Here is a 12,356-nt window from a genome sequence, read left to right as displayed (position 1 = left end):
ATTCTGGCGGTCTGTCATCCCGGGCTTAGATTTCGGTTTTTCCGACGGGTGTATCGCGGTGGCTGATCTGCCGTTCACCCTTGATCAGCTCCGCATCCTGCGCGCGATCGTGAGTGAGGGAAGCTTTAAGAAGGCCGCCGACGGCCTCTATGTCACGCAGCCTGCCGTCAGTCTTCAGATTCAAAATCTCGAGAAACAACTCGAGGTATCCCTCTTCGATCGCGGTGGCCGGAAAGCGCAACTCACCGAAGCGGGTCATCTTCTCTTGAGTTATTGCGATCGCATCCTCAGCCAGTGCGCAGAAGCTTGCCGTGCGCTGGATGACCTTCACAACCTCAAGGGCGGATCGTTGATTGTTGGAGCGAGTCAAACCACCGGCACCTATTTGATGCCGCGGATGATCGGATTATTCAGGCAGAAATATCCAGACGTGGCCGTTCAGCTTCAAGTGCACAGCACCCGACGAACCGGTTGGAGTGTGGCGAATGGCCAGATTGATCTGGCCATCATTGGCGGGGAATTGCCGCCGGAGCTGAACGAGCTTCTGCAGGTGGTGCCGTATGCCAGTGATGAACTTGCTCTGGTGCTTCCGGTCAAGCACCCGTTGGCCCGTCTCACCGAGCTCACAAAGGAAGATCTCTACCGACTTGGGTTTGTTTGCTTGGATGCCCAATCCACCACGCGAAAAATGGTGGACCAATTGCTTGCCCGCTCTGGGCTTGATGTACAGCGTTTGCGCATCGAGATGGAGCTCAACTCCCTCGAGGCGATTAAAAACGCGGTGCAAGCCGGATTGGGAGCAGCCTTTGTGCCTGTTGTATCGATTGATCGTGAGCTCGCTGCAGGCACGATCCATCGCCCCCAAGTGGCTGACTTGCAGGTGAAGCGGCAGTTGAAATTGATCACCCATCCAGCGCGGTACTGCTCGAGGGCGTCCGCTGCGTTCCGCCAAGATGTGCTGCCGGTTTTTGCTAGCCCGGACAGTCCGATCCGACAAAAAGGAGCGACGCCAGCGGTGCCGCATCTATCAGCCGATCAACTGGCTCAGAACTGATCCGCTTCCGGTGTGATGCCCACGGTGTCGTCGGCGATCCCTTTCGTGAGGAAGCGATTTTGCGAGATGTCTGTTTGATAAACGCAGCGCACCACGGGTTTATCTCGTACTGAGCCGATGTAGGCAAAGGTGTTCATCCTTTGCTTGCATTCCCGTTCCTGATCCCCTGTGATGGCGCCCTCTTTGCGCAGCACAGACCAGTTTTCCCGACGAATGACGCAGCCTGGCTGAAGGGTTGGCTGGGTGACAAAGCTGCTGGAAGGATTCAGTGTTGTGTACATCTCGATATCCATCACAAAAGCGCTTGCTCCCCATTGCCGACAGAACTCCGGGTCTGGCACGGCCATATCAAGTTGCTGAGAACTAGCGATATTGCCTTGATCTCCTTGAGTAGTGCTTGTGACGGCACTCCCTATACCGATACCTACCACAAGCACGCCCGCTAGCACCGCCACGGTGCGTGAGCTGAAATTGAAATCCGGTCCGCCGCCTTCTGGCGGTGGTCCTGGGGGTCGGCTTCCGCGACTACTACTGCGCCGATCGTCGTAGCCGCCGCGCTCATACCTTCCTCCACCTGTGGGGCGGTCATAGCTGTCGTAGCGGGAACGATTCACAGCAGTTCAGGCGTGCGTGGAAGGCCCATCGAAAAGTTTTGAACACGAGCGTCAGGGTTGTAGCTGAGCTCGCCCCGTTGAAGGAGTTGCCGGATCAATCCTTCCAAGTCCGTTCCAATTCGACGCAAGGTGTAGTCGCTGAGTTCGCCGCCGGCGGCAGCGTCCACGAGCTGCTTAAAGCGTTGCTGTACCTGTGAAATGCTGCTTTCACTCCAGATGAACTCATTGTCTGGATCGAGGTCCAAGGTGAGTTCATTCGCACTTGGAACGAGGTCATCGTTGTCCACCCGTGCGGTGAAAAGTCGTACATGCCGCGTTGTGCACTTCAGCAGGGTGTCGGACATGTCGCACCGGAGACGTTTGCCAAGTTTAAGAAGCGGTCGGGGTGGTGGCTCTCTTAAGGTTGGTTTCACTATTCAGCCATCCGCATGCGCGTCGCTATTGCCGGAGCAGGACTTGCGGGTTTGTCTTGCGCCAAATATTTGGCGGACGCTGGTCATACCCCAATTTTGGTGGAATCCCGTGACGTTCTTGGCGGGAAAGTTGCTGCCTGGAAGGATGAAGATGGCGACTGGTACGAAACCGGGCTGCACATTTTCTTTGGGGCTTACCCAAACATGCTGCAGTTGTTCAAAGAGTTGAACATCGAGGACCGGCTGCAATGGAAAAGCCACTCGATGATCTTTAACCAGCCTGAAGAGCCTGGAACCTACAGCCGCTTCGACTTCCCAGACCTCCCGGCGCCAGTGAATGGTGTTGCGGCGATTTTGGGCAACAACGACATGCTGACCTGGCCAGAAAAGATCAGCTTTGGCCTGGGGTTGGTCCCTGCCATGTTGCGGGGTCAGGGATATGTGGAGCAATGCGATCAATATTCATGGACAGAGTGGCTTCGTTTGCACAACATCCCTGAGCGGGTCAATGACGAGGTGTTCATTGCGATGAGTAAGGCGTTGAATTTCATCGACCCAGGTGAAATCTCTGCAACGGTTCTTCTCACAGCATTGAATCGCTTTTTGCAAGAGAAAAATGGCTCCCGAATGGCTTTTCTCGATGGAGCCCCTCCAGAACGCCTCTGTCAGCCAGTGGTTGAACATATTGAATCTCTTGGTGGAGAGGTTCATTTGGATTGCCCCCTTCGCGAAATCAAATTGAACGACGACGGGAGCGTCGCAGCTTTTCAAATCGGTGGCGTGAAAGGAAAGGAGGGTTTTGATCTTGTGGCTGATGCCTACGTCAGTGCGTTGCCCGTTGACCCTTTCAAATTGCTGTTGCCTGAGCCTTGGAAGCAAATGGAGGTTTTCCGAAAGCTTGATGGTCTTCGCGGTGTGCCCGTGATCAACATTCACATGTGGTTTGATCGCAAGCTCACGGATATCGATCATTTGCTCTTTAGCCGTTCGCCCTTGCTCAGCGTCTATGCCGACATGAGCATTGCTTGTAAGGAGTACGAAGATCCCGACCGTTCAATGTTGGAGCTCGTTTTTGCTCCTGCCAAAGACTGGATCAGCCGTAGTGATGAAGATATTATTGAAGCCACGATGGGAGAACTTCTAAAGTTATTCCCAATGCATTTTAGTGGTGATAATCCAGCAAAATTGCGTAAATCTAAGGTCGTTAAAACTCCCTTATCGGTTTATAAGACAACCCCTGGTTGTCAGCAACTCCGCCCAGATCAAACTACTCCAATTAAAAATTTCTTCTTGGCTGGTGATTACACGATGCAGCGCTACCTCGCCTCGATGGAAGGTGCTGTACTCAGTGGCAAACTCTGTGCTGGTGCGGTTGATGCAAAGACAGATCAGCTGTCCCAGTCATCTTCTGTTGGCGAGCCTGTGACAGTCTGAAGCGATGCCAATCGCATCTATGGCCACGGACCTCGACGGTGCCTACGAAGCGTGTCGTCTCGAGACGGCTGAGTGGGCAAAAACCTTTTACCTCGGAACGCTGCTGTTACCGCTTGAGAAACGTCGGGCGATCTGGGCGATTTACGTCTGGTGTCGCCGCACTGATGAATTGATGGATAGCGTCGAGGCGCAATCACGCTCAGTGGAAGAACTAGCTGAGCGATTGGATTGCTGGGAGCAGCAAACGCGTGATCTTTTTAACGGTCGTGTGTCGAATGATCTCGACGCCGTCATGGCCGACACGCTGGAGCGTTTTCCGCAAGACATTCAGCCTTACCTCGACATGATTGAGGGGCAACGCATGGATCTCACGTGGACTCGATATCCCACGTTTGAAGATCTCAAGTTGTATTGCTATCGCGTCGCAGGGACGGTGGGTTTGATGACCCAAGGCGTGATGGGTGTGGATCAGGCCTATACCTCGGCTCCTTGGAGTGATAGTCCAGACACCTCGGATGCGGCGGTTGCTTTGGGGATTGCAAACCAGCTCACCAATATTCTCCGAGACGTTGGTGAAGATCGTGGCCGTGGTCGTATTTATCTTCCTCAGGAAGATTTAGATCGCTTTGGTTATTCAGAATCCGATTTGATGGCCGGGAAATTGAACGAAGCTTGGCGTGAGTTAATGGCTTTCCAGTTGGAACGGGCAAGAGAATGGTTCTCTCGTTCTGAGTCTGGGGTTCGTTGGCTTTCGGGTGATGCTCGCTGGCCAGTGTGGACGTCTCTTAGGTTGTATCGAGGCATTTTGGATGCCATCGAACGCATTGATTACGACGTCTTTAATCGACGTGCCTACGTTGGCAAGGTGTACAAATTGCTTGATTTACCTCGTTCCTATGCCCTAGCGCAATTCCGGTAAATCAATCAAATAAACGCGAATAAAAAATCCTGTCAGGGCCTCCCCTGACAGGATAAATCTGTGTTGGAAGTGATCTAAACGGCTGTTTTCTGGTTGCCAAGCAAATCTTTCAATTTGGAGAGCTCTCCGGCCCAGCGTGGGTCGGGTGCGCCTTCTCCAGGGGCATCGCTATGCACCACCTTGTTTACGGTTTTGCGTGCCACTTGAGGTTGGCCTGCGCCCATTGGTGCGGGGGCGCCACCACGGCGGTTGTTACCGCCAGATTCGCGGCGCTCGGAACGCTCAACACGAAGGGTGCTGCCGCCGAACTCTTTGCCGTTGAGTTGCTCGATGACTGCATCGGCAACCTTAGGGTCGTCAACGTTGGCGAAACCGAAACCACGGCAGCTACCCGTGTCTCGATCAAGCACTGACTTGAACCGGATCCCTTCTCCAATGCCTTTCAAAAGAGCCGCAAGCTCCTGTTCTTCAAAGGTTTGCGGCAAATTGCCGATGTAAAGGCGGATGCTCATGAAGGAGGGGAGGCGATCTGTCGGTGTCCGATTGTCATCATTGACACATGCAAAGTTAATCACAGACCGCCTCAATTTCGGCGCATAGGCGATGGGCCGTTTTGAGTGCTTCGTCGCGAGTCTGGATTCGTCCAAAGGCTCGCTCAAGGCGAAGTTGGGCGAGAACTTTCCCCATGGTCGGTCCAGCCGACAACCCCAGTTCTTTTTGAAGGCTGCCTCCATCGAGGGGCATGGTTGGGTGAAACAAGGGATCGTTTGGATCACGCCAGCGTTTCAGCCATTGCGGCTGCAGCTCCTTTGGTAGATCAAGGATCAAAGCTGCAAGATCGCCTTCGAGCTCCAGATGCAGTTGGAGTCGTTCCTGTTCTGGTAAGGCCTCAGGTTGCTGTTTTGCTTGCAGACCCCAGTGGCGCAGTCGTGCACAGCGCTGTTGCAGCATCTTGCTGGCCTTGAGCCGCTTGAGGCCGTCGTCGCTGATGAGCTTTGTTAAGCGAGCCAGGGGAAGGGCAATAGTCGCCTCCTCGGCGTTCAACAGCGTTGTGTCGTACGAAGCGGCTGTTGGTGTTGTTGTGGCCCATGGTTGGAGCAATGGCCATTGCTCCAGGAGGTGAAGGGCTTGGTCTGCATGGGGGCCTTTCACGAGCCGTTGCAGTTCAGCCAGGATGCGTTCAGGGGCTGACACCACGAGGGCTTGGCGATGTCGCTGGATCCACTCCCCCGTTTGGGCATCGAGCACCAGAGGGATCTCCGCCAGAAACCGCAGGCCTCTTAGAAGGCGTAGAGGGTCGTCGAGGAGGTTCTGTTCGCGTACAGCGCGCAAGCGTCCATGCTTCAGATCTTCTAAGCCTCCTGTCGGGTCACATAGCGGGGCAAGCGGCTGGAGTGGGAGAGCAAGGGCATTGAGGCTGTAATCACGTCTCCACAGGTCGTCTTCAAGGCCATCACCCTCCTGTCGGGCCACATCGATGGTCCATCCATTGATCACGAGTCGGGCGATGTCTCTCTGCTCATCCAGCACTACATGCTTGCCCCCGAAAGTCTTCGCAAGACGGGCGGAGTGTCGTAGAGCATCGCTGCGCACAACGAGATCAAGATCGGGATGTGGGTTGTGGCGGCCAAGAAATGCATCACGCACAGCACCGCCCACGAGAGCTGTGCCTTCCGGCAGCTGGTCGATGGAGATCGGCCAGGCGTCTGGATCGAGCTGTCTCAGCAAGAGCCGGGCCTGCTCGTCGGGAGCAGCGTCAGCCATCAGAATGGAATCTCTGTCGACATTGGGAGGCATGTGCATCTGCGTGGATTGCCGCTGGGTCGACCGTTGTCAGGCCTATCACGCAGTCGAGCGTCAGCATGGTGTTGATCACCTTTCTGCTGAGCCAGACCTGGAACCGAAAGCTCCCAAAATTCATATTTCTGTGATGGATTTACCCGATGGCCAGGTGGGGGTTGAGTGGGATGTCAGGGCTTGCGACAGCTTTGAGGCTGAAGTCGGTCGATGGCAGCGTCTACGCCCTGGTGAGGCGATTCCTACATGAGTGGTAACCCCCTTTTGATGGCGTTGCATAGCTCCACGGAGAGCTTTGGTGTCGCAGTGATTGATCCGACGTCGTCGACCGGCACTTCAGCTGTGGAGGTGTTCGATGACGGCCGTGGTTTGTCCAACACCTTGATCACCCGTGTTTCGGCGATGGTGCCGCGGGAACGTTGGACCAATTTCAAGGGTCTTGCTGTTGCGACCGGCCCCGGTGGATTTACTGGAACGCGTTTATCGGTGGTGATGGCCAGAACCTTGGCCGAACAGTTGCGCTGTCCGCTTCTAGGGATCAGCAGCTTTGCGTTGATGGCGCCACGCCTTCACAACCAGTTACCCAAAGAACAACGCGGTCAGCCGTTTTGGATTGCGCGGGAGCTGCCGCGTCGAGGCTTGGTGGCCGGTTGTTATTGCCTCGAGGGCAATGACGTCAACGAAATCGAGGAACCTTCTTTGGTGGCGAAGGGACGCTCGTTGGGCCCGATCGTTGAGGCGGCGGAGGATGTTCACGCCGATGTTTTGCGTTTATTGGAACTGTTGCGCCGTGCCCACTTAGCTGGCAAGGCGATGCCATGGTCGGAGGTGTTGCCGATTTATCCCACTTCACCCGTCGGCCAGGTCTGATGGCAGGCCTAAGGACAGGCATGGTCTTGGGCGTTGCCCTGACGGTTTGGTTGTTCGGTCCTGGCCCCATGGCCCCGTACAGGCGCGCTTTGTTGAATCGCCGCGCACCTGAGTTGGTTCTTGTGTTGGGCGGTGATGTGGATCGAGAGCGGATGGGAGCGCGATTGGCGCGCCAATTGGAGTTGCCCTTACTTGTGAGTGGGGGCAGTAATCGGGAATATGCCACCTGGCTGTTGCAGGAGGAACGCTTGAACCCTGAGCGGGTCACCCTCGATTACCGGGCTCGCGACACCCTCAGTAATTTCACCTCCCTTGTTGATGAGCTCCAGAGCGAGGGAATTCAGCATGTTCTGCTCGTTACGAGCGAAAACCATTTACCCCGATCGATGGCAGTGGGTCAGGTGGTGGCAGGCAGTCGGGGAATTCACCTCACTGGTGTGCCCGTGGCCTGTTCCCCAGATTGCGAGCAGGAGGGTCGCTTAAAACAAATCAGCGACTGGCTGCGAGCGATGGCTTGGGTCATCACAGGCCGAGATCTCAGGGATGCTGCAAACCCTGGTCCAGAAGCGCGTTAATGCGTTCTTGGAGAAGAGCGGTCGTTGCGTCGAGATCAGCACGACGTCGGCTGACTGGAGGCGGAATAGGCGTGCCGATCCGCAACTGAATTGGAACGAGGCGCGGCAAAAACTGACGACTCCCGAGGGCACGATGGCTGTTGAGAATCGCGACCGGCAGCAGTGGAGCACCGCTGCGTGCCGCGAGTAGGGCAGCCCCTGGTAACGGGGCGTTCACCCGTCCATTGGCCTGTCGGGTGCCATCGAGGAACACCCCCGTCGCCCAGCCGGCTTCGAGGGTGGCCGTTGCGGTTCGAATGGCCTCCCTGTCGCTGGCACCCCTACGGACGGGATAAGCCCCAAGGGCTCGAATCAGCCGTCCAAGCAACGGCACATCAAACAATTCAGCTTTGGCCATAAAAGCCACTGGGCGCCCTAGGGCATGCCCAAGGATTGGAGGATCAAGATGGGACCCATGGTTGGCCGCCACCACGAGAGCACCCTGCTTAGGAACATTCGCATTGCCATGGGTTGATCCCCGGAAGAGGCCCCGAAAGATGGGGAAAACCAAGAGTCCGCTCACCAGCCGATAGGTGAGGCTTGGCGACGGTGACGTGGACATGATCTGGGAGCTGTTGCTCATTGGCCGAGATCACCCGATGAACTGATTTGTGCTGTGGTGACGCCTTTCATGCTTCGTTTCGCCAGACCGCTGAGCACGTTGCCGGGGCCGATTTCCACCAGGGTGTCGACGCCTTGTTCGGTCATGGCTGCCATGGTTTCTCGCCAGCGCACACCTGTGGTCATCTGTTGTTTAAGCCGGTCTTTCAGTTCGCTCCCTGTGTTGGTGGCACGAGGGTCGCAGTTGCTCAACACCGGGATGCTGGTGTCGTGAAAGGCCATGGCATCCAGAGTGGCTGAGAATTGCTGTGCCGCTTCTGCCATGAACGGCGAGTGGAAGGCTCCCGATACCGCGAGGGGGATGGCACGTTTGCAGGTGAGTTGTTCGCTGACCGCTGCAACGGCATCGGGACGACCAGAAATCACCACTTGGGCGTCGCTGTTGTCGTTCGCGATGCTTACACCTTCCGTTGAACCCACAAGCTCCTCCAGCTGGTTTCGGTTAAAACCAATCACCGCTGTCATGGCGCCCCCACCAGCTGCAGCCATGAGCTCTGAACGCACCTTCATGAGCTGGAGGCCTGTCTCCAAGTTGAAGGCCCCTGCCCCATAGAGAGCCACGAGTTCTCCCAGGCTATGACCAGCAACCAAAGAGGCATCTCGGCCCTGCTGGATCAAATTGTCGACCAGAAGCGACTCGATGACAAAGAGAGCTGGTTGGGTGTTTCGGGTGTCGTTGAGGTCATCTGGACCCTCCCCACGGCCACTGTCTCCCTGGCAGATAGCGAGTAGATCGCGTCCGAGCAGCTCTGAAGCCTGGCTAAACCGTTCATTGGCCCCGCTCAAGCTGAGAAGAGGATCGGCCATGCCCACTTTCTGCGAGCCCTGACCAGGGAACACCCAGGCGATTGCCATCGTTGATCAACGCAGATAGTGCCGGAGATTAGGCGGGCCCGCTCCATTGCAGAAGCGCTGCTCCCCAACTCAACCCTGCACCGAAGCCACTGCTGGCGATGCGATGCCCCGGATGGATACGACCATCGCGGACGGCTTCATCCAGCATGAGTGGAATGGTCGCAGCAGAGGTGTTGCCATAGGCGGCGAGGTTGCTGAGCACTTGTTCGTTGGGAATCTTGAAGCGCTCGGCGACCGCATCAAGGATGCGTTGGTTGGCTTGATGCAGCAACAACCAGTCGATGTTTTCTGGGCTAGTTCCAGTGCTGTTAAGCAACGACGCAAGGATTGCTGGCACTTCCCGCACTGCGAATTTGTAGACCTCTTGGCCGTTCATTTGGATTGGTTCAAATCCACCGCGTTGATGGCTGGCGTCTCCGATCAGTTCGCGTCGTTCTGTCACCTGCGGAAGTTGTAAGACTCCACCCCGACTTCCGTCCGATCGCAATAAAAATCCTTCTAGATCGTCTTTGCCGTCGGTCGAGGCTTCCATCACAAGTGCTCCTGCGGCATCCCCGAAGAGCACACAGGATCGACGGTCATCCCAGTCCACCCAGCGGCTGAGTTGATCAGCACCGACAACCAAGATGCGGCGCATGGCACCGCTGCGGATGTACTGAGCTGCGGTAACGAGACCAAATAAAAACCCACTGCAGGCCGCGGTGAGATCAAAGGCCACGGCATTGACGGCCCCAATGCGGGCTTGCAGACGCGGTGCGGAACCGAAAAGATCGTCGGGGGTTGAAGTGGCCAGCACGATCAAGTCGAGGCTGTCCGCTTGCCAGCCCGCCATTTCAAGGGCTCGCTCTGCCGCCAAACCACTTAGTTCTCCTAAGGATTCATCGGCACCCACCACCCGACGAGCGGCAATGCCAGTCCGGCTGCGGATCCACGCATCGTTGGTGTCCACGCGTTTGCCCAATTCGTCATTGCTGATCGATCGCGTTGGGGTGGCACTCCCGCTTCCCCGGAGCAACACACCGCTGGTGTTGTGGAGCGGCTCGACCAAAGCGGTGGGATCCAAGTTGGCGTCAGTCAATCACAGCCGCTCTGCAATGCAGCCAGATCGTCCATAACGCCATGGCTTGCGGCCGAATGGGCGATGCGTAGGGCACTCACGACAGAAAGAGCCTTGCTGCTGCCGTGCCCGATCACGGCGATGCCGTTCACTCCCAAGAGAAGAGCTCCGCCGTGTTCGGCGTGATCAAGGCGTTTTTTGATGCGTTTGAGGTTGCTGATCAGAAACGCTGACCCCACCTTGCCGCGACGTCCTCGAGGAAGTTCTGCCTTCAAAACACCGAGCAAAACGCTGCCCACCGACTCCAAGAATTTCAAGAGCACATTGCCGGTAAAACCATCGCAAACCACCACGTCAAATTCACCCGACAACACATCGCGGCCTTCGCAATTGCCGGCGAAGTTGAGCCTGGACTCCTCTTTAAGCAGTTCGAAGGTTTTCAAAGAGAGTTCGTTCCCTTTGCACTCCTCTTCTCCGATGTTGAGAAGACCAACCCTCGGTTTTTCAACCTGAAGAACATCTCGGCTGTAGATGTTTCCGAGCAGGGCGAATTGATGCAGATAGGTTGGTTTGCAATCCATGTTGGCCCCCGCATCAAGCACCAGTACTGGTTGTCCAGGGTCTTTGGTGGGAAACAAGGCGCCAATGGCAGGCCGGTCGATTCCTTTGAGTCGTCCAAGACGGAAGATTGCAGAAGCCATGACAGCTCCGGAGTTGCCGGCGGAGTAAACCGCCGTGGCACGACCTTGCTTCACTAGGTCCATCGCCACGTTGATGCTTGCATCGCGTTTTCGGCGAACGGCCGTCGCTTCGTCATCCATGCCGATAGAGGGGCCGCTCGGCACTAACTCCAAGTGGCCTGATGCTTGAGCTCTTTCCAAGGTGGCTTCAAGTTCTAGATCGGCTGCTGCAGCGCGCACCCGATCCTGCTCGCCAACAAACCGAATTTTTAAGGGCAGGCGCTCAATCGCCTGGAGGCATCCCTCAAGAATGGGACCAGGGGCATTGTCGCCTCCCATGCCATCAACAGCGACCCAAAGGCGATCTTCGTCTTTGATGTCGTTTTCATCATTCCCACCCTGCAGGCGGCGAAGAGGATCAAACACCAAGGGCTGAAGAACGCTGCTCGCAACAGTGCCGGCACCAGAAACAACAGTCCCTGCAACGGTTCCTGCTGCAGACGCTGAGCTGGCCGCACCATCAACAATTGTGGTCACGGCGGAGTTCCGCCGGTACCAAATCACAAGACGGCGGATGGCACGCGGTCTTGTGCTCTTGCTCCGGGGCTCAGGGGCCCGGGAGGAATCAGGGTCCTTCGGAAGCAACGGAGTCGATGATGCGCTGGAACAGGTAGCCGGTACCGCGAGCCGTGAGGATTAACTCAGGGTTGGCGGGATCATCTTCCAGTTTGGAACGAAGCCGGGAGATATGAACATCAACCACACGAGTATCAACGTGGCGCTCAGGGGTATAACCCCAGACTTCTTTGAGAATTTCGCCACGGTTAAACGGTTCTCCTGAGCGACTCACCAGGAGTTCCAACAGGCTGAATTCCATGCCCGTGAGCCGGATGCGCTCGTCGTTGCGAAACACCTGGCGTTTGTTGGTGTCGATGCGTAGGTCGGATACCTGAATCACACCGGAGTTGGGTATCCCGGCGATCGCTTCCTTCTCAACCCGGCGAAGAACGCAGCGGATCCTCGCTTCTAGCTCTTTCGGGCTGAATGGTTTCACCACATAGTCGTCAGCCCCGAGCTCAAGGCCGGTGATCCGGTCGGCGACATCGCCGAGGGCTGTCAGCATCACGATCGGAACATCCGATTCCTTGCGGAGTTCCTGGCAAACGCCATAGCCATCAAGCTTTGGCATCATCACGTCGAGCACCACCAGGTCGGGCATGCAGTTGGGAAACAACTCCAGGGCCTCCGTGCCGTCGCAGGCGGTCACGACGTTGTACCCAATCATGGAGAGTCTGGTTTCCAGAATCCTTCTGATCGAGGCCTCGTCATCGACCACGAGAATTGTTTCCTTAGAGGGAGCCGTGGCCGTCATGAAGGCTGTGACGCAGCGTGGGTCACGTAACAAATAAAAGGGCAGACCCCCTTTGG

At 56.4% G+C, this 12,356-nt stretch carries 15 protein-coding genes; 6 read left to right on the top strand and 9 right to left on the bottom strand.

The annotated features are described in order from the left end of the window. The first annotated feature begins 58 nt into the window (after positions 1 to 58). Complete coding sequence (locus BL107_RS00355) at positions 59 to 1,054, top strand: LysR family transcriptional regulator (RefSeq protein ID WP_009788260.1); 996 nt, start codon at positions 59 to 61, stop codon at positions 1,052 to 1,054. On the opposite strand, the gene BL107_RS00350 is transcribed toward BL107_RS00355, so the two are convergent. After that, positions 1,045 to 1,668 (bottom strand): DUF3172 domain-containing protein, encoded by a 624-nt coding sequence (locus tag BL107_RS00350; protein WP_037987805.1) that lies wholly within the window; start codon positions 1,666 to 1,668, stop codon positions 1,045 to 1,047. The two genes, BL107_RS00355 and BL107_RS00350, sit on opposite strands and share 10 nt — an antisense overlap. Further along, positions 1,665 to 2,012 carry an NAD(P)H-quinone oxidoreductase subunit M gene (locus tag BL107_RS00345; RefSeq protein ID WP_009788258.1) on the bottom strand — a complete coding sequence of 116 codons (348 nt, stop codon included), beginning with the start codon at positions 2,010 to 2,012 and terminating at the stop codon, positions 1,665 to 1,667. Before BL107_RS00345 ends, BL107_RS00350 begins: the two co-directional genes overlap by 4 nt. 84 nt (positions 2,013 to 2,096) lie before the next feature. Between BL107_RS00345 and pds the strand changes: the two genes are divergently transcribed. After that, on the top strand, positions 2,097 to 3,515 hold the full coding sequence (pds, locus tag BL107_RS00340; protein WP_009788257.1) for a 15-cis-phytoene desaturase: 1,419 nt from the start codon (positions 2,097 to 2,099) through the stop codon (positions 3,513 to 3,515). Positions 3,516 to 3,519: 4 nt separating this feature from the next. Beyond that, positions 3,520 to 4,434 (top strand): phytoene synthase, encoded by a 915-nt coding sequence (locus BL107_RS00335; RefSeq protein ID WP_037987803.1) that lies wholly within the window; start codon positions 3,520 to 3,522, stop codon positions 4,432 to 4,434. A gap of 74 nt (positions 4,435 to 4,508) precedes the next feature. Here BL107_RS00335 and BL107_RS00330 read toward each other — a convergent pair whose 3' ends face one another. Further along, positions 4,509 to 4,946, bottom strand: coding sequence for an RNA-binding protein (locus tag BL107_RS00330; protein WP_009788255.1), 438 nt, complete (start codon positions 4,944 to 4,946; stop codon positions 4,509 to 4,511). Positions 4,947 to 5,001: 55 nt separating this feature from the next. Beyond that, the gene (locus BL107_RS00325; RefSeq protein WP_156779349.1) at positions 5,002 to 6,198 is read right to left on the bottom strand and encodes a CCA tRNA nucleotidyltransferase; all 1,197 of its coding nucleotides are present in this window, start codon (positions 6,196 to 6,198) and stop codon (positions 5,002 to 5,004) included. Between the two features lie 31 nt (positions 6,199 to 6,229). On the opposite strand from BL107_RS00325, the gene BL107_RS00320 reads away from it, so the two are divergent. The 3 genes from BL107_RS00320 to BL107_RS00310 are packed head-to-tail and all read left to right on the top strand — an operon-like array spanning position 6,230 to position 7,676. After that, positions 6,230 to 6,481 (top strand): Ycf34 family protein, encoded by a 252-nt coding sequence (locus tag BL107_RS00320; protein WP_006169872.1) that lies wholly within the window; start codon positions 6,230 to 6,232, stop codon positions 6,479 to 6,481. Then, positions 6,478 to 7,101: a tRNA (adenosine(37)-N6)-threonylcarbamoyltransferase complex dimerization subunit type 1 TsaB gene (tsaB, locus tag BL107_RS00315; RefSeq protein ID WP_009788253.1), complete on the top strand. Its 624-nt coding sequence runs from the start codon at positions 6,478 to 6,480 to the stop codon at positions 7,099 to 7,101. Before BL107_RS00320 ends, tsaB begins: the two co-directional genes overlap by 4 nt. Further along, on the top strand, positions 7,101 to 7,676 hold the full coding sequence (locus tag BL107_RS00310; RefSeq protein ID WP_037987801.1) for a YdcF family protein: 576 nt from the start codon (positions 7,101 to 7,103) through the stop codon (positions 7,674 to 7,676). The genes tsaB and BL107_RS00310 overlap by 1 nt, the downstream gene beginning before the upstream one ends. Here the strand turns inward: BL107_RS00310 and BL107_RS00305 are convergent. The 5 genes from BL107_RS00305 to rpaB are packed head-to-tail and all read right to left on the bottom strand — an operon-like array spanning position 7,639 to position 12,300. Then, positions 7,639 to 8,298, bottom strand: coding sequence for a 1-acyl-sn-glycerol-3-phosphate acyltransferase (locus tag BL107_RS00305; RefSeq protein ID WP_009788251.1), 660 nt, complete (start codon positions 8,296 to 8,298; stop codon positions 7,639 to 7,641). The genes BL107_RS00310 and BL107_RS00305 overlap by 38 nt on opposite strands. Continuing rightward, complete coding sequence (gene fabD, locus BL107_RS00300) at positions 8,295 to 9,191, bottom strand: ACP S-malonyltransferase (protein WP_009788250.1); 897 nt, start codon at positions 9,189 to 9,191, stop codon at positions 8,295 to 8,297. Before fabD ends, BL107_RS00305 begins: the two co-directional genes overlap by 4 nt. Positions 9,192 to 9,219: 28 nt before the next feature. Then, a complete protein-coding gene (locus tag BL107_RS00295) occupies positions 9,220 to 10,269 on the bottom strand; it encodes a beta-ketoacyl-ACP synthase III (RefSeq protein ID WP_009788249.1) in 1,050 nt (349 codons plus the stop codon). Continuing rightward, on the bottom strand, positions 10,266 to 11,573 hold the full coding sequence (plsX, locus tag BL107_RS00290; RefSeq protein ID WP_009788248.1) for a phosphate acyltransferase PlsX: 1,308 nt from the start codon (positions 11,571 to 11,573) through the stop codon (positions 10,266 to 10,268). Before plsX ends, BL107_RS00295 begins: the two co-directional genes overlap by 4 nt. Next, a complete protein-coding gene (gene rpaB / locus BL107_RS00285) occupies positions 11,554 to 12,300 on the bottom strand; it encodes a response regulator transcription factor RpaB (protein ID WP_009788247.1) in 747 nt (248 codons plus the stop codon). Before rpaB ends, plsX begins: the two co-directional genes overlap by 20 nt. Between the last annotated feature and the right edge of the window lie 56 nt (positions 12,301 to 12,356).

The organism is Synechococcus sp. BL107 (genome assembly GCF_000153805.1).
GTDB lineage: Bacteria > Cyanobacteriota > Cyanobacteriia > PCC-6307 > Cyanobiaceae > Parasynechococcus.
Note: the sequence above shows the minus strand (reverse complement) of the source record. Positions and strands in the feature narration are given on the sequence as shown.